This window comes from Erwinia sp. 009765445 (assembly GCF_058137865.1).
Window position 1 is genome coordinate 12,502 of the sequence record NZ_JBYUWC010000004.1, and the last position, 20,276, is coordinate 32,777.

The 20,276-nt window shown below is 53.2% G+C and carries 20 protein-coding genes; all 20 read left to right on the forward strand.

What is annotated here, in order from left to right; all coding sequences use genetic code 11:
• Positions 1–7: 7 nt before the first annotated feature.
• The 20 genes from AC3Y5R_RS04810 to AC3Y5R_RS04905 all read left to right on the forward strand — a co-directional run bounded on the left by AC3Y5R_RS04810 (position 8) and on the right by AC3Y5R_RS04905 (position 20,259).
• Positions 8–889 (forward strand): ParA family protein, encoded by an 882-nt coding sequence (locus AC3Y5R_RS04810; protein WP_489920391.1) that lies wholly within the window; start codon positions 8–10, stop codon positions 887–889.
• Positions 882–2,252, forward strand: a complete 1,371-nt coding sequence (dnaB-PI, locus tag AC3Y5R_RS04815) for an SPI-7-type island replicative DNA helicase (protein ID WP_489920392.1) — start codon at positions 882–884, stop codon at positions 2,250–2,252. Before AC3Y5R_RS04810 ends, dnaB-PI begins: the two co-directional genes overlap by 8 nt.
• Positions 2,249–3,985 (forward strand): ParB family protein, encoded by a 1,737-nt coding sequence (locus AC3Y5R_RS04820; RefSeq protein ID WP_489920393.1) that lies wholly within the window; start codon positions 2,249–2,251, stop codon positions 3,983–3,985. Before dnaB-PI ends, AC3Y5R_RS04820 begins: the two co-directional genes overlap by 4 nt.
• Entirely contained in the window at positions 3,975–4,226 is a 252-nt protein-coding gene (locus AC3Y5R_RS04825; RefSeq protein WP_072270529.1) for a TraR/DksA C4-type zinc finger protein, read from the forward strand. The genes AC3Y5R_RS04820 and AC3Y5R_RS04825 overlap by 11 nt, the downstream gene beginning before the upstream one ends.
• Positions 4,210–4,968 (forward strand): DUF2786 domain-containing protein, encoded by a 759-nt coding sequence (locus AC3Y5R_RS04830; RefSeq protein ID WP_119262056.1) that lies wholly within the window; start codon positions 4,210–4,212, stop codon positions 4,966–4,968. Before AC3Y5R_RS04825 ends, AC3Y5R_RS04830 begins: the two co-directional genes overlap by 17 nt.
• Before the next feature lie 84 nt (positions 4,969–5,052).
• Positions 5,053–5,634: a DUF2857 domain-containing protein gene (locus tag AC3Y5R_RS04835; RefSeq protein ID WP_060435768.1), complete on the forward strand. Its 582-nt coding sequence runs from the start codon at positions 5,053–5,055 to the stop codon at positions 5,632–5,634.
• The gene (locus AC3Y5R_RS04840; protein ID WP_060435758.1) at positions 5,631–5,864 is read left to right on the forward strand and encodes a ParE family toxin-like protein; all 234 of its coding nucleotides are present in this window, start codon (positions 5,631–5,633) and stop codon (positions 5,862–5,864) included. Before AC3Y5R_RS04835 ends, AC3Y5R_RS04840 begins: the two co-directional genes overlap by 4 nt.
• A 101-nt stretch (positions 5,865–5,965) precedes the next feature.
• On the forward strand, positions 5,966–7,225 hold the full coding sequence (locus AC3Y5R_RS04845) for an STY4528 family pathogenicity island replication protein (protein WP_217147401.1): 1,260 nt from the start codon (positions 5,966–5,968) through the stop codon (positions 7,223–7,225).
• 266 nt (positions 7,226–7,491) lie between these two features.
• The gene (locus AC3Y5R_RS04850) at positions 7,492–8,232 is read left to right on the forward strand and encodes a PFL_4669 family integrating conjugative element protein (RefSeq protein ID WP_047609017.1); all 741 of its coding nucleotides are present in this window, start codon (positions 7,492–7,494) and stop codon (positions 8,230–8,232) included.
• A 10-nt stretch (positions 8,233–8,242) separates the two neighbouring features.
• Entirely contained in the window at positions 8,243–10,255 is a 2,013-nt protein-coding gene (locus AC3Y5R_RS04855; RefSeq protein ID WP_489920394.1) for a DNA topoisomerase III, read from the forward strand.
• Between the two features lie 625 nt (positions 10,256–10,880).
• Positions 10,881–11,381 (forward strand): STY4534 family ICE replication protein, encoded by a 501-nt coding sequence (locus tag AC3Y5R_RS04860; RefSeq protein WP_060435755.1) that lies wholly within the window; start codon positions 10,881–10,883, stop codon positions 11,379–11,381.
• A 75-nt stretch (positions 11,382–11,456) separates the two neighbouring features.
• On the forward strand, positions 11,457–12,002 hold the full coding sequence (locus AC3Y5R_RS04865) for a single-stranded DNA-binding protein (RefSeq protein WP_217147404.1): 546 nt from the start codon (positions 11,457–11,459) through the stop codon (positions 12,000–12,002).
• Between the two features lie 87 nt (positions 12,003–12,089).
• Positions 12,090–12,725, forward strand: coding sequence for a hypothetical protein (locus tag AC3Y5R_RS04870; RefSeq protein ID WP_489920395.1), 636 nt, complete (start codon positions 12,090–12,092; stop codon positions 12,723–12,725).
• A gap of 99 nt (positions 12,726–12,824) precedes the next feature.
• Positions 12,825–13,256, forward strand: a complete 432-nt coding sequence (locus AC3Y5R_RS04875) for a DUF29 domain-containing protein (RefSeq protein WP_047609022.1) — start codon at positions 12,825–12,827, stop codon at positions 13,254–13,256.
• Between the two features lie 233 nt (positions 13,257–13,489).
• Complete coding sequence (gene pilL2, locus AC3Y5R_RS04880; RefSeq protein WP_489920396.1) at positions 13,490–14,740, forward strand: PFGI-1 class ICE element type IV pilus protein PilL2; 1,251 nt, start codon at positions 13,490–13,492, stop codon at positions 14,738–14,740.
• On the forward strand, positions 14,740–15,177 hold the full coding sequence (gene pilM, locus AC3Y5R_RS04885; RefSeq protein ID WP_060435752.1) for a type IV pilus biogenesis protein PilM: 438 nt from the start codon (positions 14,740–14,742) through the stop codon (positions 15,175–15,177). Before pilL2 ends, pilM begins: the two co-directional genes overlap by 1 nt.
• Before the next feature lie 11 nt (positions 15,178–15,188).
• Positions 15,189–16,877 carry a PilN family type IVB pilus formation outer membrane protein gene (pilN, locus tag AC3Y5R_RS04890; protein ID WP_060435751.1) on the forward strand — a complete coding sequence of 563 codons (1,689 nt, stop codon included), beginning with the start codon at positions 15,189–15,191 and terminating at the stop codon, positions 16,875–16,877.
• Between the two features lie 2 nt (positions 16,878–16,879).
• Complete coding sequence (gene pilO2, locus AC3Y5R_RS04895; protein ID WP_489920397.1) at positions 16,880–18,169, forward strand: type 4b pilus protein PilO2; 1,290 nt, start codon at positions 16,880–16,882, stop codon at positions 18,167–18,169.
• The gene (gene pilP / locus AC3Y5R_RS04900) at positions 18,156–18,677 is read left to right on the forward strand and encodes a type IV pilus biogenesis protein PilP (RefSeq protein ID WP_072270527.1); all 522 of its coding nucleotides are present in this window, start codon (positions 18,156–18,158) and stop codon (positions 18,675–18,677) included. The genes pilO2 and pilP overlap by 14 nt, the downstream gene beginning before the upstream one ends.
• Before the next feature lie 235 nt (positions 18,678–18,912).
• Positions 18,913–20,259 (forward strand): GspE/PulE family protein, encoded by a 1,347-nt coding sequence (locus AC3Y5R_RS04905; protein ID WP_314523272.1) that lies wholly within the window; start codon positions 18,913–18,915, stop codon positions 20,257–20,259.
• Positions 20,260–20,276: the final 17 nt, after the last annotated feature.

The window sequence follows — 20,276 nt, forward strand, 5'->3', positions numbered from 1 at the left end:
TGTTTAAATGCATGTAATTCCAGTGATTTCTACCAAGGGTGGGGAAGGTAAATCCACTCAGGCTGCCAATCTCGCCGGTTTTCTAGCCGATGTAGGTTTAAAAGTCCTTCTTATTGATGGCGACTATGCTCAGCCAACCGCGAGCAGCATTTTCTCTCTTTCCTATGAAGCACCGTGTGGTTTGTATGAGCTGCTCATGCAGACTGCCGATCTCAATACTCCTTCCAGTATTATTTCCAATAGCGTCATTCACGGCCTAGATGTGATTGTTTCCAACGATCCCCACGCCCAGCTTCCGACGGCCATGCTTCACGCTCCGGATGGTCGCTTACGCTTACGCAATGTTCTGCAACATCCTCTTTTCCAGTCATATGACGTCATCATCGTCGATTCTCAGGGAGCCCGCTCCATCATGCTGGAACTGATTGTTCTGGCAGCAACGCGAACGGCCGTGGGTGTCGTAAAACCCGTACTGCCTGATGTAAGGGAATTCATTCGCGGGACCATCAATATGATGGAAAACTTGCTGCCTTTTTCAGCCCTCGGTCTGAAACTCCCAGAAATACGCATCCTCATTAACTGTATGAAGTACACCCGCCTTGCCCGTGATACTTACCAGCAACTTGAAGAGATCATCAACGATGGCCGGTATAGCGCGCACAGCGAACAAATCAAAGTCTCGCTGCTCAGCACCTTCATTTATGACCTCGAAATTTACGTTGAAGGTCACGCAGCGGGTCAGCCTGCCCATCGCCTGGAAAAGAAAACCGGCCGAGTAAGCGACTCTGCGTTCGCCACGATGTACAACCTTGCAAGCGAACTTTTCCCTGAATGGAAACCGCAGTTCGACCGCATCGCCTTGAAAGAAATGGAGGCGAAACATGGCTGAATCCAACATGGAAGCCTTGAAAGGACTGGTTTCTGTTGAAGCGGAGCAGGGCGTGCTGGGTGGTTTAATGCTCGATAACGATCGTTGGGATGACGTTGCACTTGTCCTTACCGCAGATGATTTTTTCAGTAGGACGCATCAGACATATTTTCGTGAAATGAAGCGCCTGATTGATGCTGGCAAACCAATTGATCTTATCACTCTGACAGACACGCTTGATCAGCAAAAAACGCTGGAGACAGTGGGAGGGTTTGGTTACGCAGCAACGCTCAGTAAAAACACGCCAAGCGCGGCCAATATTGTCGCGTACAGCGAAATTGTTGCGCGTTATAGCAGAGCGCGACAGCTTGCTGCTTTGGGTAACGATCTGAGTCGGGATGTCGCTGCACCCCGTGCAGATATCTCTTGCATCCTCGAGCAGGCTGAAAAACGGATCATTGATATCGCTGAAAAAGCAGAGCCTGAAAAAGGTACCTCCGTAATCGAAGGGTTAGAGCGACTTATCAGCGATTTGGAAATGCGCAATCAGTCAGGTAACGGGATAACCGGAACACCAACAGGTTATGACGATCTTGATACTCGCACATGCGGGCTTCAGGACAGTGATCTTGTGTTGCTGGCTGCACGCCCATCGATGGGTAAAACGGCGTTGGCAATGGGCATGGTGACGGGCGCTCTTGAGCAACATAAGGAAAGTATCGTTCAGGTTTATAGTCTCGAGCAGCCGACTGAACAGCTTCTCATGCGCATGATTTCCTCATTGGGCAATGTAGAGCTTCAACGCCTCAAAAGTGGACTGCTGGAGGATGAGGATTGGGCTCGGATAAGTCATGTTGCTGGCCTAATCGCTAATGACTGGCGGGATAGGCTGATCATTGACGATACCAGCTATTTGACGCCGTCGATGCTTCGAATTCGCGCACGTCGCAGTGCGCGTAAGTACGGTAAACCTTCACTGATTATGATCGATTACTTACAACTGATGCGGTGCCCCGATCAGGAGAATCGTACGCAGGAAATCGCCGAAATCTCACGTTCTCTTAAGGCTCTGGCGAAAGAAATGAAGTGCCCGGTTTTGGCTCTCTCCCAGCTCAACCGCTCTCTTGAATCCCGTGCAGACAAACGACCAAACAACGGTGATCTACGTGACTCCGGCGCGCTGGAGCAGGATGCTGACGTTATCATGTTTATTTATCGCGATGAGGTCTATAACCCCGACACAGAAGACAAAGGGCTGGCTGAAGTGATCATTGGAAAGCAGAGGCAGGGACCTATTGGGATGGTCACACTCCGTTTTGACAGCCGCTTTACCCGTTTTGAGTCTCATCGAGCTCCTGCCTTACAAGGAGGAGTTTACCGATGAGCAAGTTCACAAAAATTAATCTTTCTGATGCCATGCTACAGCGCGGTAAATCACCGTCACAGCTCACTACAGGCGATAACGTTTCACCATCAGTTCTTCCTCTTAGTGAAATGCCGATGGTGCTTACATTAGATCAGTTGCGTCCAAATCCTGATAATCCGCGCACGTCGCGCAACTCCCGTTTCGATGATATCAAAACCTCTATTCGCTCGCGTGGATTGGACTCTATTCCCAAAGTAACGCGCGATCCGGATGGTGAAGATGTGTATATCTTCAGCGATGGTGGGAACACCCGTTATCAGATCCTTTGCGAACTCTGGCAGGAGACAGGGGACGATCGTTTCTATCGAATCCAGACCATTGTTAAGCCATGGCCTGGACGTCTCCAGTGCGTGATTGGGCATCTTGCTGAAAACGAAGTTCGCGGTGATCTTACCTACATCGAAAAGGCCTTTGGTATCCATAAAGCCCGGACAATCTGGGAGGAACAGCTCGGCAAGAGTGTCACATTGCGTGAGCTTTCCGATTTGCTTAATCAGCAGGGCTATCCGATACATTTCTCAGGGATTAGCCGGATGGAAGATACCCTGACCTATTTATACCCTTCTATGCCGATTCTTCTTGATTCAGGGCTAAGTCGGTCTCAGGTAACCCCTTTACTTAGTCTGCGTTCGACAGCTGAGAAAACGTGGAAAATATTCGCTCCTGACGTATCGGCTAAACGTGATTTTCATGAGGTTTTCGCCAATACCTGCTGTTTGTTCAATAACCCAGAACTGTACTCCTTTGAGATGTTTCGCGATGAGCTCATTGGCGAGCTTCTCAAAGCATTACCTCACCCATCTCTGAACTATGACCGCTGGCTGATTGAGCTTGACCCGAAAGAGCAGCAGCGTCGAGAGATGTTTGGTGAACCGCCTGCACCGCCCGTAATGAGCCCAGTTCAGGATACGTCCCTATCAGTATTACAAGAAAAAGAAGTGAGGCAGTTCCCACCGCAGCCTGATGATAAAACGCACTTAACCGGGCTGCGCTCCGGCACGCTGACAGGAACGCATAACCGACCTGAACCTGCTCCGGATAACAATGCTGAAGTAGAGGTTCCAACATTACCGGCTTCTTTGCAGTCTCTTACAGATGGTAGTCAGCTGCGCCCTGCGGAACGAACGGAGACACAGCCAGATCTTTATGGTGGGCCAGCTGTTCTCAGCGGTGAGCCGAGTGGGCAATCAGCATTTAATGATATTAGTTTGTTTTCCGCGTTGTCGGAGTCATCTGATGAGTCTGCTCAGTCGGTGGTTCATGAGTCATCTGTTGCTTTTGCCGCGACGGGGCTTGAGCCGGTCACTGATATCTGGCACATCCCGGTACTACAGGATGATATCGAGCACCTGCAGGACATGGCCTACCGTCTGGCCTTTGAACTCGCAGAGGCTATGGGATGTGAAGAGAGCATTTATGAAGATAAATCTAATCAATCAGCGGGTTACAACGCTTCCGAACAGAGCAGCAATGAGTTCGTCCTGTTCCTGGCGGGCATGACGGGTAATCTTCCGAAGCAGCCCTTCAATATGTTTATGTTCTGCCTGAATTTTTTCGGCTCACCGGTTATCAGCGACCAGCCCGTTTTTGCCGATCAGCACGTCGTTAAAGTTATGCGCCTGATCCGCGTTTTACGTCGCCTGCGTGAGTTACAGCGTGATGCAGCGAAGGGAGGTTCCCATGACCTTTGATCTCAATGATGAAATGGCACAGGCAGTCACGGAGCAGCAGCTCAGGGCAAGTCTGAGTCTTATTCTTGACGAAGTCCGTTCTGATAAACCGTCACATCACTTTTGTGAGGACTGTGGAGCAGCCATCCCGGAAGCGCGCCGTCAGGCGGTTCGTGGCGTCCGTTTTTGCATCGGCTGTCAGGAAGTCCGGGAACATTATCAGCACATTGGTACGGGGAAACGCTATGACAGCCGGAGATAATGAAAAGCTCTTGCGCCGTATCCGTAAGCTTATGGCTTTAGGAACTCGCAATAACAACGCTTATGAGGCCGCGCGCGCTGTGCGTCTTGCACAGATTCTTATGCAGCGACACAACCTCTCACCGCAGGATCTAGTATTCGGCGACGTCCAGGAAGCGGTCAGTTATCAAATTTATTCCGATGCCATCAATATCCCGGGGTGGCTGAATGCACTGGCTGCCGTGGTATGTATGGCCACGGGGTGTCGTTGCTGGTTTAGCTGGCATCACTCCGCCACCCGAACCGGCCAGTCCCGCCGCCGGCGTTCACTGCATTTTTATGGACTGAATGAACGTCCTGAGGTGGGGTTGTACGTGTTCACTGTCCTCTCCCGCCAGCTCAGAGAGGCCACTGATTTGCACATGCACTCAGCCTACCGGCTTAAACGGCTCAAGGTACAAACAAAGCGAAACCGGGCTGACCAGTTTCGTGAGGGTTGGGTAGTGGGAGTTTGGAACGTTCTTGAGTCGTTTGAACCCTCAGAGAAAGAATCGGGAGTTTTGCGGAACTGGCTGACACAGCGATGCGGAAATCAGGCGCTGTCTGAGCTTAATGTAAGGGAGGCACGCAGTTGCCGCGGTGACTCAAAAGCCCGCGAATCAGGCTGGATGGCCGGGCGGCAAGCCCAACTGAGTCAGGGGCTTAATGGTCAGACGTCGCAGTTGAAAGCCTTGTCCGTGATCGGAGGAAAAGATGATGAGTAATGCACTGATTTTCATAGCATGCACTGCCTGCTGGATGACGGATGCTTGGTTACTTGCGGATTTGGGGATGAACGGGGGGGTACTGTGAGCCAAAACTTATCTCAGGCAACGAATGCCATATTGACACATCTCCTTATGGAGCTGAAATCAGGGAATATTCGCCGGTGTGAGTCTTTAGGTATGACGATCGAAGAGGTGCGTCAGTTGAGTCAATTGACCGTCGACGACCTGCATTACCTGATGCAAAGCAGCGTGTCGGTACTGAATCTTAGCATCAATCATGACAATTTCTGGATCATCGTTCAGCAGTCCAGAACTGAGCAGAAGCGCATGCAGCGCATTGACCGGGCGTTAGCGCTCGGCGGATCCATCGAGCTGATGCAGACTTACTTTGGTCTCAGCGCGGCAGAGGTCAGTGCCCGGCGTCGTCTCAAAGGAATTGATACCGCCCGTGGGCGTACGCAGGCACCGGATGAAGAGGCGGATGCCGGCATCTGGACGCAGTGGGACGCATCGGGTCTTAATTCTCCAGACTCTCATGACGCACTGGACGTAATGATGCTCGCCGCCGAGCTCCATAATGTCTCACTGACTGCCGTCTGGACGCGCGTAACCACATGGTGTCGTGAACGTGAACGTAAGGGCAATAAACGGGAGGCGGTATGACTGAGCTTCTCGATTTCAACCCGCGTCAGCACATCACCCCTGCGGTGCGTCGTAAAGCAATAGGGATGGTGAACTCTCTTGAGAGCGGCCAAAAGGTATGCAAGCGTCTGGATGTAAAAGGCTATCTCAAAATTGATATCGGTCCATTCTGGCGGATGCTTAGCAAAGACGGCGGGCACCGCTGGTTCCTGATGAATCACGAGACATATAACCGTGAAATCAGGAAATAACGCAGAAGGTTAAGCACAGTTTTACGATGACGCACACATCCAGGAACGGGGCCTTTATGGCCCCGCAGTGCTGTCACTGTCATGTATCAAGAGGACGCGAGATGGGATTACCGCCAGACAGTATCGTAGAGTTTACGCTGTCACGAATGCAGAACAGCCTTGCCAGCAGAACGCCGGAAAATGACGTCACCAGCGAACGCAGCGGCCTGCTTTTCCTGGGCAACGTGCATGATGCTTTTCCACGTCAGCTGTTTATGGATACGCGTCTTTCGCCGCTGGATAAAACGGCGTGGGTAATGATCCGCCTCTATGCGCAGCAAAATGAGGGCGCGGTGTTTCCTACCTACGATGAATTGCAACTCCAGCTCGCTTCGCCTCATGCGGAAAAGGCGTCCCGCGAAACCATCAGCAGAGTGCTTCTCATGCTAAGGATAACCGGCTGGCTGAGCCTGTGTAAGCGCGTCCGTGATGCGCGCGGTCGCGTAAGGGGAAACATTTATGCCCAGCACGATGAACCGCTCAGTTGCCGTGATGCGGAAACCTTTGATCCCGGTTGGCTTGACCTTGTTGCATCGAGTTGCCAGCACCGTAATAAGGCAGTTCGCTTGACGGCCATGGCCGTGCTTGCCGACATTAAGAATGACCCCACCATGCGTCACCGTCATTCGCGTTTGGCCATGATTGAAAGTCGGCTCGGTTCGCCATCAGCGCCGCGGGAGATGGCTAGCCTACGCCGTGCTTATCAGCCGGGTTCGGTTCCCGAACTCAGTATAAAAAACGCAGAAAAGCATTATGAGATACCGGGTTCGGATACCGAACTCAGTGAAAAAGAGGGGAGCGTTGAACCGGGTTCGGATACCGAACTCAGTCTAAAATCAGCAAGTTACGCCGGAGTTCGGAAATCGAACTGTAACGTACGTATTTTCACACAAGGTGTGAATAAAAAAACGTACGTACCGGATGAGAACGGTGGTAAGGGCTTGTCGGTACCGGAACTGCCTGAGTCGCTGACCAGCAAGATATCAACGGAGGATGCGGCAGCGCTGTCTGCTCAGTTGGCTGCCTTGCCTGAGCCGGAGTCTTCTGCGCTTATGGGTATGCTGAAAAAACAGCTGCGTAAGGGCCAGTTAACCAACCCTATGGGCTGGATGCTGGCCATGCTCAAACGGGCCCGTGATGGACAACTTGTGATGCCCGACGCTGTCACTTCGTCCCAGACTGTCGGACAGGCAAACGCCGCCTTATCACCGATGCCAGTATTTCAACGGCCTGCACAACGGGCCTCTGCCGAAAGTGTTTCAAGCGTTATCGCTGACATTCGGAATGCGATGTTGCGGGGCACAGAGGTGGTTAAAAAGTAATCTTGTTGCGGCCCGCAACAAGATAAAAAAATAGCCAGATATTTTAGTGGTTCCATAAAGCGATTAATAATTATCGCTGGTCGCCTAAAAAATAACCTTGTTGCGGGGCGCAACAAGGTCAAAAAATGCACATTAACCTATTTCGGAACCGGCCTTGGGATGGTGTGGCCTTATATTCAGAAAATGAATGAAGACTTTTACGTTGTTGGGACCTCTGTATTTTCAGGACTATCAGCTCCTTCTTAACTGATAAGACGGTGACAACGATGGCGGATAATACCGAGAAAAGAACGGGTGCATTGCACTCAGAGTTGAAAATTGAACTCCACAGCCACTATGCGATTGGGTTATGGCAGGGCAGGCGAGCAGAGAAAGGGGTAGAGGGGAGTAAAGGCAAGCCTGCCATCATGGGAATGCCGCGTTTTCTCAGTCTGGCATCCAAAATCAATCAGGACTCTCTTAAGAATAATCCTTGGGCAGATGCCACAATGTGGACGATGGAGGTGAAGCTCAATGCCGCGAATAAAAAGATGCAGTCGCTGATCGAAGGTCTTGAAAAAGACATGCAATGGTTACCGAAAGGGGCAACGTTAAGTGAGGCTTCCGTTTCTGAACCCCTTGATATCCGGGTGTTCAGTAATACCCCCCTTGGTTACCGCTGTGTTTTTCTGCTTCTTGGTTTTGATCAGTTTGCCAAGCAGGTCCTTCAGGCTTCGCACTATGGAATGATTTCACGTCAACAACGTTACGACATGTTAAGTGAAGGAAGTCGCCTCCTTCGTGAGATTTATGGTACTGCGATGAGTTATCGCTCAGTAAATGTTTCCAGGCAGGACGCAGTCGAAAATAACCCTGTTTGGAAGCAGGCCGTTTTGGAGCTTGGTGAACCTGATGTTGACGTGCTGCTGGGTAACCATCGGTCTGCTTTCTCCCCGCCCGTTAATGAGGCCAGTGTTAACCTCCTGCGAATCCGCTACCGGGCTAATAATAGCGATAATGCTAAATAAAGGAGGGAGAATGCGCCTATTCCTTTGTGAAAAACCCTCTCAGGGGAGGGACATCGCTGCCATAGTCGGTGCCACGAAAAGAGGCACCGGCTTCCTTCAGGGGCCTGGGGTGACGGTCACCTGGGCAGTTGGCCATTTACTCGAAAACGCCTCTCCGGAGGCGTATGGTCAGCAGTTCGGGAAACCCTGGAACATTTCAGCCCTTCCGATATTGCCGGCACAGTGGCAAATGACAGTGAAGAAGGACACGGAAGATCAGTTTAAGACAATCGCAAAATTATTGAAGCAGGTTGATGAAGTGGTGATAGCCACCGACGCAGACCGGGAAGGCGAAGTCATTGCCCGGGAGTTGCTGGACTTTTGCCAGTGGCGGGGACCGGTAAACCGGCTATGGCTATCAGCGCTGGATGAACAGAGTATTCGTGATGGGCTCAATCACATCAAACCCGGTAACGAGACTCAGGCTTTATACTATGCGGGACTGGGGCGCGCCCGTGCTGACTGGTTGACGGGTATGAATCTTACCCGCCTATATACATTAAAGGCCCGTGAAAAAGGGTTTGACGGGGTGCTGTCGGTAGGTCGGGTACAGACACCGACGCTGGCACTTCTGGTAACCCGGGACAGAGAGATTGCCGCTTTTGTCCCGAAACCCTACTGGCAGGTCAGTGCGGTTTTGCATGCGGGTGATGTGACGTTTGCTGCCCAGTGGGTACCTGCGAAAATGTACACCGACGAGGAAAAACGCTGTGTCCATCAGGGCATTGCCCAACAGGTGGCCCAACTGTGCCGTCAGACGGGGCAGGCTCAGGTTCTTGAGCAGGAGAAAAAGCGTGAGACACAAGCTGCTCCGCTGGCCTTTTCGTTAGGTGCTTTGCAGCAGGCCTGTGGGAAACTCTGGGAAATGTCACCTCAGCAGGTGCTTGATACCGCCCAAAGTTTGTATGAGACCCATAAGGCCACGACCTACCCCCGTACCGACTGTGGTTTTTTGCCGGAGTCGATGCGTGAAGAAATCCCTCAGGTACTTGCCGCCCTGGCCAAAACTGACCCTTCCCTCACACCTGTGATTGCAACCCTGGATCCCCGTTTTGCTTCACGTATATGGAATGATAAAAAGCTCACGGCTCACCACGGGATCATTCCGACTAAGCATGCCTGCGACCTGGGAAAAATGAATGACGCAGAGAAGCGGGTGTATGAACTCATTCGTCGCCACTACCTCGCCCAGTTCCTTCCTTTGCACGAGAGCGATGTGACACGCCTGGACCTCAGCATCGGGGGACAGCTTTTTCGCACAACTGGCCGGGTGGTCGTAGTGCCCGGTTGGAAAATATTGTTTAACTCAGTCACTGACGGGAAAGAGAACACCGGGGACGAGCAGGACAACGCGCTCCCCGCGCTGAACAAAGGGGATATGTGCACAGTGACGGCTGCTGAGGTGAAGAGTCTTAAAACGAAAGCACCGCTGCATTTCACGTTCGATACGCTGATAGCCGCGATGATGAACGCGGCGTCTTACGTGACAGATTTGCAGTTAAAAAAGGTCCTGAAAGAGAATGCGGGTCTGGGAACAGAAGCGACCCGCGCCGGTATCATCGACACGCTCCTGAAGCGGGGATATATCGTCATTAAGGGCCGCTATCTGCGGGCCACCGAAGTGGCGATGGATCTGATAGATGCCTTGCCTGCCCCTTTGAAAGAGCCGGGTATGACAGCACTATGGGAGCAGGCGCTCGATGAGGTTGCTGCAGGTCGGATGCGACTGGAAGACTTTATGGCGCGACAGACGGGCTGGACTCGACAACTCGTTTCTCAGGGGCAGGTTCAAAATGTCACTATCCGCGTGCCCCCGACCTCGCAATGCCCCCTTTGTGGCAGTAAAACCCGGCTGAGGCACGGCGAGAAAGGGACGTTTTACAGCTGTGAGAAATACCCAGCATGCAAAGGCGTCGTCAACGCCACTGACCAGGCGAAGAAAAAGCTTTCTAAGCCTAAGTCCCGTAAGTCAAAGCAGAATTAACCGATTGCGGGTGGGGCATGTATTTTGCTATGTTTCTCGTGGCTCTGAAGCCGCACCCCGTGACTGCGGTCTGCCAGAATGCTACATGCATTGCGTTCTGGCCGAACAGTCTGACAGACCGCTCCCACACCTGAGAGAAGAGTCTGTAAGGCACATAACCTCCGTGAAAACCGTGCTGGGTCCTGAACATGCCCCGGAGCTGCTGTGCAAACAGCTTAACCTCAGATCGATGGTGCAGATCGCAATGGCGGTACCTTAGGGTGCCGCTGTTTATTTATGCCTCCCCATTTTCAATTTTTTAGACCCGCTATATTGACTTCTCCCCGCCGCGGTTTAAAACTGAACAGGCCAATCGTTGTCTCTGACAACTGCCAATGTTCCGGTGATTTGAGAGGAACGCCTTCGGGTAATCACATGCCAATGCCATCATGACCTGAGAGATGGCGCTTTCGGGCGGTTACGTTAAATCTGTTAACCTTTGTAAACAGAGACCTTCGGGTTAAGGCCACCTTCACAAATTCAGCCAGTCAGTGACCTCGTTACTGACTTCCCTGCGGGAAACACTCTCCCGCACGGGATGATTGTTTCTCCGCTACCTGTTTATTTTCACTCCGGAGAGAGCATCATGACTGCTACTGCAAATACCCCTGCTTCAAACAACGCTTCACATTCTTCCTCTCAGCCTAAGGCTGAATATTTCAATCTCAATGTTACTGGCATCGGATACCTTAAAAACATCCGCAAAGTGGCTGGCACCACCGGTGAATTCACCTGTGCCGTTATTAATGCCCTGACCGGCCCGACAGACAATGCGTCATACACCCGTTTTGACGTGACTGTTGCAGGCAAGGAAAGTGTTTCGCTCATCAATCGCTGCCAAAAGTCAGTGGATGAAGAGAAACAGGTGCTGATTGGTTTTGTCCTGAGCGGTCTTACTGCTGACGTATTTACCTTGTCTAAAGGAGATCACGCCGGTGAAAGTCGCCCAAGCTTAAAAGCCCGGCTTATTGCGGTCGAGTGGATAAAGATTGGTGGCGAGATCGTGTTCAAGTCCGAAAAACCGACCTCTACTCCGCCGGGACAGAATGTAGAGCAGCTGAAAAGCTACGCTGACAATTCATTCTGACCTGACACGGATACACACCCAGCTGGAACACACCAGCGGGTGTGTTCCTCTCACCTATTTTAAGAGGAATTCAATATGTCCAGTCGCGGCGTAAACAAAGTTATCCTGATCGGTTTTTTAGGGCAGGAACCTGAAGTTCGTTATCTTCCAAACGGTATGGCAGTGACGAACATTTCATTGGCCACGTCTGAATCCTGGCGTGATAAACAATCAGGCGAAGAGAAAGAGCGTACTGAATGGCACCGAGTGGTGTTGTTTGGCAAGCTTGCTGAAATCGCCGGAGAATACCTGCATAAAGGTTCTCAGGTTTACATCGAAGGCCAGTTGCAAACCCGTAAGTGGACTGACAATGCAGGGGTCGAACGCTGGACAACTGAAATCGTGGTCAAACAGCAGGGCACTATGCAGATGCTGGGCAGCAGCAATCGCACCAACACCAGTGGAAGTGGTCAGCCTGCAAATAAACAGCATTCTGCTGCAGCGCCTGCGAGCGGGACACCTCAGTCACAGTCAGCGCCGCAGTCTATGGGCAATGAACCGCCGATGGATTTTGATGACGACATCCCGTTCCTTGGTTATGGATATGGAGTATGTCGCGGCGCGCTTTACGGTATTTCCTGAGCAGTATTTTTACTCATTGCTTGTAAGCATCCACCCTGTGGGGAGAACTCCCCCAGGGAGATTCTCCTTTTTTATCGGAGAATATTTATGACTCACCTTAACCCTCAGTTTATCCACACGCCTTACGAACCCGGCGTTTCGCTTCGTGCCGATGTCTATGCTCGTCAGTTTTCGGTCGTTGTCGCAGGTACTACAACGTATCCGGAAGATGATCTTAACTGCGGGAATTACACCCGTGAAGAGACATACAGTGTTTGCACCGGTGCGACGCTGAGTGAGGTTATCACTCAGATTACTGAAATCAGTCAGCGGAGAGCCTGGGCTTTCCGGGACGAGGAGAAAGACTACTATGACGCTGAGTTAGGTCATGATTGTGGTCCGGTAAGCTTCTTTGCTCAGTCTGTTTGCATCAATGACAGACTGGGTCGAAAAGTCCTCGGAGGGTGTATCCGGAACGGTAAAATTTTCTGGATCATCCCGGTAAAAGACAACGCTGCGGCAGCAAAACTTCATCAACAATGTGATGCCTTGCTCGCCGAAGCCGCTTTTGAAAGCGGGTGGGATAATTTTTCTACAGCTAAAACGCTAAGGCGTGAGGCCAGACAGCTTCTTCTCGCCGATGTAGCCCCTTTTTGGCGTCAGCATCCGGAAGTGTTAGCCCTTATGGAACCTGAACTTTTTGATGTTCAGGACCCGGAGGTTTTAGCCGCTTACGCTGTATGAAGCCTTGTGTACATTACTCTTCGCCAGTTTTGACTGGCGTTCGTTTCTCTGACAGACTCACCTTATCGAAGGTAAAGTGCGCTGTTGGCGGAGGACACTATGACTAACCGTTATAATACTGATTTTTATGGCTGGACTAAGGAGCAGGCAGATTTGCTGCGTTCCGGGAGCCTGGGTCAGTTAGATACACAGAACCTTCTGGAGGAAATCGAGAGCATGGGCAATAGCCAACGAAGCGAGCTGGAGTCACGCCTTGAGGTTTTGTTCCTTCATCTTCTTAAGTGGGCTTTCCAGCCTTCCCATCGAGGTCGCAGCTGGCAACTGACCATTGCAGAGCAACGTCGTAAAGTTGCGCGTCGTCTTTCAAAAAGTCCAAGCTTAAAGCGTGAGCTGGATGAGATGACGACAGACGCTTACGGCGATGCCATTTTGTCTGCAGCAAGAGAAACAGGGATGGATGAAAACACGTTCCCAAAATCATGTCCGTGGTCGTTTGAACAGATCATGGACAGTGAATTTTATCCTGATTAACCCCATCAGTTTTTCAGCACGAAACGCCGGCTTGTCCGGCGTTTTTTTTATCCTTTTGCTGAAAAAAATGTCTCCTCGCGAACTCCCCGCTAATGCCCACGTCCTACTATCACTTCCGCTAACCCGGTTAAAGGGTTTTTCTTCAGTTTTCAGAAAGAGTTTAACGTTGTCCCACTTTACGCCGTCGTCAGAATATCCGTCTCTCATTAGGAATACTCTTACGGTGAACATTGATGGCACAACTGACCCAGTATCCCGGGCGCAAACTGGCATGGCTTACGCTGTCATTGCTGACCGGCGGATGCACCAATAACGGCACGTCCACTGACGTGTTGCCGCGTATTTCCGCCAATCCCCGCGTCAGCGATATCTACCAGGGCCAGTCGCCCGAGGTGGTGCGCTATGACAAGTACACCCTGATCAGCACCCGGCCAGCGGATGCGCAGCGTGACCCGTTAAACCAGATGGTCGATATTACAATGCCAGCACAGTTAGTGCGCTCCGTCGGGGATGGTTTCCGCTACCTGCTGCTGGAGTCTGGTTACTCTCTTTGCCCGGCATCCTCTTCCGTATTTACCGAGTTGCTCAGCAGCCCGTTACCGGCCGTGCAGCGCTCCATAGGTCCCGTTCGTCTGAGCGAGGCGTTGCAGGTCCTGGCCGGCCCCGCCTGGCGTTTACGCGTTGATGATGTCAACCGCGAGGTGTGTTTTACGCTTCGTGATGCTTATCGTGATTTCGCTCCACGCGCCTCGACGCCCGTATCCTCCCGTGCGCTGACTACAGTGACGGCTTCCCCGCGAATGTCGGGTAATCTGTTCACCGCTCCGTCAGTTGGAGTCTCAAACAATAATCCGGCTACATCTCTGATTCCCGTGCCCGCAGCAGGACAGCCCAAACCCGTGCTGAAACCGGAAAGTGTCCCGGTACCCTCTCCGGTGCTGACGACCGTGAGGAGCGGAACACTGGGGAGTAAATCAACCCCCGTTGGCTCGAAATATTCGGCTGCTGTACCACCAACCAGACAGCCAAGGCTGACGGTGCAACCTCCAGCAAAAACGTCATCACCTTCTGTCGCGGCAGCGGGCACGACGTCTTTATTAACGTCCCTGATTTCCCCGGTGCCTAAAGCACCTCCTTTACAAAATCCCTCGACCTCTGCCTCAGGCCCGCTGTTTGTCCCAGGCACGCCGGTAACCGCAGCCCCGTCTGGGCAGCTGTGGCGTGCCGAGGTGGGGTCCACGTTAAAAGAGACGCTAACCCGTTGGGCAAGTTCGGCGAAGTGCGACAACGGCGGGAGTTGGGTCGTTATCTGGCCGGTATCACTTGATTACCGCATCGATGCGCCTCTGACGTTCCACGGCAACTTTGAGTCGGTGCTGGTTCAGGTTTTTGACCTGTATCGCCAGGCTGACAAACCGCTTTACGCCGCCGCCAGCCGGATGCAGTGCCTGGTATCCGTTAGTGACCAACCCGGTCGTAACTGATGGGGTACGCCATCGCCGCGCTGGCCATGATTTTTTTACTGATTGTCGGCAACGTTCAGATCCGGGAGGCCTCCCGCTTTGAGCGTCAGGGGATCCAGGTGAATGCTGGCCGTCTCGCCTCGGACATGCTTCGGTTGGCCAGCGCGGTCAATGACTGGCGATATACCCGCCAGTTACCCGAGGGGCCGCTTGCCGTCGGTCAGTTTGGCATTGTTCCGGTCCCTGACAGTCACATTCAGGCAGCAATTCAGGGAGGGAGACTCTGGGTCTGGTCTGCGGATCGCCCGGGCCTGGTCGATTCCCTGAACAGCCAGTCAGTCGGTTCAGCCCTGGTGTGCACGGTATCAGGCGGACGTCTGAAAATGTCTGACGGCACCGATATGAATTTGTCCCTTCCCGCCGGCGTGGCGGAAGGCAACGTCGTTTATCTCAACTGAAGGAATCGAGAATGCTGAAGTTTTGCCTTTCCCGACCCGTTCTCCGCGCTGCTATCACGGCCGCATTGGTGATGCTGGCCGGATGTTCTCTCAAAGAAATTAATCGCATGGACCGCCAGGCGAGTGGCGATGCAGATACCGCACAACGGATCACCCAAAGCCGAACGAATTTACAGCAAGCACCGGTGACCTGGACGGATAAGCCCTGGGTAAATCTCCAGCCTGTCATCCCTGTCGTGTCAACGCCCGAAGACAGCGCATTCCCTGACTGCGATATCTCCATTAACCGGCCTGAAGGAATGACCCTGCCTGAGATTGGGCAGCGCATTACGGCAATGTGTGGTCTGAGGGTAACCATTACACCTGATGCCCTGCAGGCGCTGGTCTCAACCGGTGGCGGGAGTATCACTACCCAGCAACTGACGGGCAAACTGCCTGCACCGGATGATAATGGCAGGGTTCCTCTGCCCAATATTGGGGGACAAGCACAGCAGGTCGCTTCCGTCTCGTTGACAGACACGGTACTCACCGGCCTGAAATGGCAGGGCAAACTTCGCGGGTTCCTGGATATGGTGTCCAGCCGCCTTGGACTGTCCGCGCGTAATGACCACGGTACGATTGTTTTTTATCAGCTCGATACCCGTACATACCAGTTGGTGATCCTGAATACCAAAATCGACAGTACTGCGTCGGTTAACTCAGGTTCCGGTAATCAGTTGGGCAGCAGTGGCGGGGGAAGCTCAGGTACCTCAGGGGATATCAACTCGGCGCAAAAAACAGCCTATGATCTCAGCAGCAATCTTTATGATGATATCCGTAAAACCATCGATAACATGATCACCCCATCCAAGGGGCGCTATTGGCTATCGTCTGCCAGCGGAACATTAACTGTAACGGATACACCGGTCGTGCTCGACCGCATTGGTCGTTATATCGATTACCAGAACAAAGTTTTAAACCGCCAGGTGCAACTGAGCGTACGTGTACTCAGTGTAACGCAGACCCGTAATGAACAGATGGGACTCGACTGGGGGCTGGTGTACAAATCTCTGCATACGGCCGGCGCGACACTTTCCGGTAATTTCACTAACGCTGCTGACAATGCCGTCTCATCAGGATTCTCCATTCTGGATACGGCCAGCGGCAGTGCGGCGCGCTTTTCCGGCTCACAGCTGCTGATCAAGGCCCTGTCTGAGCAAGGTAACGTCAGCGTTGTCACCCAGCTCAATCGTGCGACCACAAACCTTACACCTGTTCCTTATCAACTCTCCAATCAAAAAGGCATTCTGACCAGCTCAAGCTCGACAGCGACTGCTAACGTCGGGGTCACATCTTCTATGCAAACCAGCATTCTGACGACTGGCCTGTTCATGACCATGCTGCCGTATATCCAGGAAAGCGGTGATGTGCAGCTGCAGTTTGCGTTCAGCTATTCCAGCCCACCTAAAATTGAATCCTTTGTCAGCAAAGATGGCAATACCCGCAATGACGTTCCTACGTTCCAGCAGGAAGCGCTGACCCAAAAAGTCAATATGCGTGCCGGGGAAACGCTGGTTTTGACTGGCTCTGACCAGGTCACCACCTCAGCAGATAAACAAGGAACATTCACGCCGGGCAACTTCATGTTTGGCGGAGGGCAAAATGGCAGTACTACGCGCACCACCCTGGTCATTTTAGTTACACCAGTATTGCTGAGGTAATGATGAAAAAACCTAAAGAAAATCGTCCTTCAGCGGCGACACAGCCCGTTCTTCTTCAGGGGCGCTGCGGATGGCTGGCAGGATTACGCTGGGCAGATGAAAAGGGCTCCGGGATTGGTTTTGGACGCAATAACCGCGGCGATACCCATCGGATCCTGACGGGCAGAAAACCCAACAGAATGGTTGGCTTCGCCAGACCTGCCCGGGTCAGGCGTGGCGTTGGCCTGTTTTCGCTGGCTGCTGCATTTTTAATACACGAAGGGGACAACAGCTACGGCATTTATCGTGTTGAAGAAGGCGCTGACCGCTGGGTGTTTTTTGCGACGGTTGGGGGGCGCCTCTCCGTCATGGGAGACGTGGTCGGAACATTGCAAGAGGTGAACGCTGCCCAGGAACGTTTCATTGAGTTCAATGAGCCGGGTGATGTGCAGCGCGGCTGGCAATGTACTGCGACCCCAGAAGTCCCTCAATCCTGGCAAAGCCTGAGCGGTTCATTAACTCGCCAGCAGCGTCGTCGCGTTCAACTGCGTCAAATCCCATCTTTGCCAAAATTAGGCGCGCTGGTATTGCTGGTAGCAGGTATCTGCGCCGCGCTCTTTTACTGGCGTGATGATGCGGCCTTGCGGGCCAGGCAGGCGGCTGCGCTGGCCGAGTATAAAGCGCAGGCCCTGACGGCGACGAAGCCCAGTGTTCCAACAAAGGCTGCACATCCGTGGGCCTCTCTATTGCCATCCTCTGTTTTTCTGAGTCAGTGCTGGTTTACCCGCGAGCCCCTGCCTGTTTCGGTGGTGGGATGGCGGCTTACCGCCGGCGAATGTACCCAGACGGGGCTGCGCTTGCGGTATGTGGCGATGCCCGGTACCACGGTGGAGGATTTTGCCCGCCGGGCTAAACAGATTTTTGGGCAGAGCGCGGAGTTCAACCTGAAAGAGGGCGGACAGAACGGGGATGTCAATGTGCCCTATGCTGCCAGCACTCAGCCCGTGAGAGATGAGGACGTACCCGACGGCAACGCACAACTGATGCGCTTTGTTTCTCATCTGCAGCGGCGCGACATCCACGTCCAGTTTACCGAGATAAAACCGCCGGAAGTCATCCCCGGTGCAGCCAATCCTCCTCCCCCTCAGGACTGGCGTGAGTTTACCTTTGCGGTCAATGCCCGTCTGGCTCCGGAGTGGATGCTTGCCGGCTGCGATGATACCGGGCTTCGTCTCTTCAGTATTGCCTTTACGCTCAGCCCACAGGGGCAGTTTGACTACACCGTTAAGGGGAGTCTCTATGCACAACGTTAAGCCCGCCTCCCGACTCTGGCTGCTGGGCATTTTTGCTGTCTTTAGCCTACCGTGCCTGGCGGCAGAAAGCCCGGTCTCTGCCGATACGGGGAATGTCACGATTGGCCAGCTCGAGGCCATTCAGTCCCGGAACTTCCTGCTGGAACAGCAGGTGCAAACCGCCAGACTCACGCGGCAGCTGCGTGAGAGCGAAAGTGAAATTCAGATGAGTCAGGCAAGCCCTGTGGCCAATTCCCCCGCGCCGCTGCCTTTCATCCCTTCAGGCTCCCCGACTGCGGGGGCGGAGCAGCAAGCTACCCGAGCACCGTCAGAGAAGAGTGTCCCGGCGCCTGTCCGCCTTCAGGAGATTTATGGAAAGGGCGCGCAGCTGCGTGCCCGCATTGTTCTGCCTCAGGGTGGGGTGACCGAGATTTCTCCGGGCGATCAGTTGCCGGGAAGCAAGCTGACGGTCAAATCGGTCACCCTGAATGCAGTGAAACTGAGTGACGGGACAGAACTGTCTTTCTGATTAAGGAAACACCATGCAACCGGACAGTGAAATTATGGATTTTGTGCTGGCTGAGGAGGTTCCCGACAGTCATGGGGCCGTCAGGCTGGTCATTGACACCAACCGCCGAACGGATCCTCGGGTTCAGCGTTGGGTCATGGATAGGGTCAAAGCCTATCCGTTGGCCACAAAAGAGTTTGTGTCACTCAGTGAGCTCAAGGCCCGGCGCGATAAGCGGTTAAATACTGGGAGCCTAGTGCTCATTCCTCGCCAGCAGATGCAGGATCTCAGTGCAACTCAGCAACAAGCTCTGACCTATATGGCGGCCGCGGGGCAGCTGTTGTCCTCGGATATTCATCTGACACTGAGCAAAAATGAAAACATTACCGTCATTGAGATGCGCATACACGGTGAGCTTGAAGTCATTAATGAGCTGACCTATGACGAAGGTTTGTCTCTGGTATCTACGATTTACCGCTCCATGTGCGACTTGCTTTCGACTGACTTCCTTGAGCAGATTGCGCAAAAGGGCAGGGTGGCATCGGAGTATGCCCGCCGCGCAGGGGTGTTCGGGGCGCGTTATCAGCACATGCCGACGCCGGACGGGCTGTACGTTGTGCTGCGTATTATTCCGGACGACAGCGATAAAGTGCCTACACTTGAGCAGCTTGGCTTCCTGCCAGAGCAACAGGCATTGATTGAAAAAATCCTGAGAATACCGGAAGGCATGGTGACGCTGACAGGGCCAACGGGGTCCGGGAAAAGTACAACGCTACGCACCTTTAGCCGACTCTGGCTTGACCGTACGGGGGGTAAAAAACGCCTGCTGACCATCGAGTATCCCGTTGAGGGTCGCATTGCCGGGGCTATTCAAACCTCAGTGACGCCCATTAGCAGTGCCCGGGAACACGTGGTGGAGGCCTGGGAAGACTCCAACGCTGCCGCACTTCGCTCCGATCCGGACGGTATCGTGATCGGTGAAATGCAGGAGCGCAATTCCGTCATGGCGGCTATCCACGCCGTCGAGTCTGGCCATGTCGTTTTCGATACGCTGCACGCACCCAGCGCGGCCGGTGCTATTGCGCGTATTGGTTCGATGGGTGTCAATATTCAGCTCATTGCCGATCCGCAAATCATGGTTGGGCTGCTTAGTCAGCGGCTGGTTCAGACTCTGTGTCCGCATTGCCGCGTGCCCTGGTCTGAGAAGGCCCCCACGCTTGCGGGGCATATCAGGGAAAGACTGGAGAAATACTGCAATGAACCCGACGTTTGCGCACCGGAGCAGCTTTGGTTTCGTCACCCCGACGGGTGCGAGCATTGCCAAAAAAAGGTTGAGCTTACCGGACGCATCGTCAGCCGCGGCGTGACCGGACGTACCGTGCTGGCCGAAGTGATCCGACCCGACGCCCGTTTTATGAGCCTGTTATTGTCTCACGGAACCTCCGTCGCGCGGCAATACTGGTTACAGCATCTGGGCGGGATCAGCCGTCGCATACATCTTCTGAGACGCCTGGCTGAAGGGCTTGTGGACCCGCTTGACGGCGATCTGGTGTGTCCTCTCGATGAAGATGAGCTGCTCGCCTGTGAGGTGCCCCATGTCTGAGTATTCCACCGTGACCT

Excerpts from the sequence above, each read along its gene's own strand:
- AC3Y5R_RS04875 (WP_047609022.1), top strand. The coding sequence starts at position 12,825 with ATGACTAACCGTTATAATACTGATTTTTATGGCTGGACTAAGGAGCAG.
- pilL2 (WP_489920396.1), top strand. The coding sequence starts at position 13,490 with ATGGCACAACTGACCCAGTATCCCGGGCGCAAACTGGCATGGCTTACG.
- dnaB-PI (WP_489920392.1), top strand. The coding sequence starts at position 882 with ATGGCTGAATCCAACATGGAAGCCTTGAAAGGACTGGTTTCTGTTGAA.
- AC3Y5R_RS04825 (WP_072270529.1), top strand. The coding sequence starts at position 3,975 with ATGACCTTTGATCTCAATGATGAAATGGCACAGGCAGTCACGGAGCAG.
- AC3Y5R_RS04820 (WP_489920393.1), top strand. The coding sequence starts at position 2,249 with ATGAGCAAGTTCACAAAAATTAATCTTTCTGATGCCATGCTACAGCGC.
- AC3Y5R_RS04810 (WP_489920391.1), top strand. The coding sequence starts at position 8 with ATGCATGTAATTCCAGTGATTTCTACCAAGGGTGGGGAAGGTAAATCC.
- pilP (WP_072270527.1), top strand. The coding sequence starts at position 18,156 with ATGCACAACGTTAAGCCCGCCTCCCGACTCTGGCTGCTGGGCATTTTT.
- AC3Y5R_RS04855 (WP_489920394.1), top strand. The coding sequence starts at position 8,243 with ATGCGCCTATTCCTTTGTGAAAAACCCTCTCAGGGGAGGGACATCGCT.
- AC3Y5R_RS04860 (WP_060435755.1), top strand. The coding sequence starts at position 10,881 with ATGACTGCTACTGCAAATACCCCTGCTTCAAACAACGCTTCACATTCT.
- AC3Y5R_RS04840 (WP_060435758.1), top strand. The coding sequence starts at position 5,631 with ATGACTGAGCTTCTCGATTTCAACCCGCGTCAGCACATCACCCCTGCG.
- AC3Y5R_RS04850 (WP_047609017.1), top strand. The coding sequence starts at position 7,492 with ATGGCGGATAATACCGAGAAAAGAACGGGTGCATTGCACTCAGAGTTG.
- pilM (WP_060435752.1), top strand. The coding sequence starts at position 14,740 with ATGGGGTACGCCATCGCCGCGCTGGCCATGATTTTTTTACTGATTGTC.
- AC3Y5R_RS04870 (WP_489920395.1), top strand. The coding sequence starts at position 12,090 with ATGACTCACCTTAACCCTCAGTTTATCCACACGCCTTACGAACCCGGC.
- AC3Y5R_RS04865 (WP_217147404.1), top strand. The coding sequence starts at position 11,457 with ATGTCCAGTCGCGGCGTAAACAAAGTTATCCTGATCGGTTTTTTAGGG.
- pilO2 (WP_489920397.1), top strand. The coding sequence starts at position 16,880 with ATGAAAAAACCTAAAGAAAATCGTCCTTCAGCGGCGACACAGCCCGTT.
- AC3Y5R_RS04845 (WP_217147401.1), top strand. The coding sequence starts at position 5,966 with ATGGGATTACCGCCAGACAGTATCGTAGAGTTTACGCTGTCACGAATG.
- AC3Y5R_RS04830 (WP_119262056.1), top strand. The coding sequence starts at position 4,210 with ATGACAGCCGGAGATAATGAAAAGCTCTTGCGCCGTATCCGTAAGCTT.
- pilN (WP_060435751.1), top strand. The coding sequence starts at position 15,189 with ATGCTGAAGTTTTGCCTTTCCCGACCCGTTCTCCGCGCTGCTATCACG.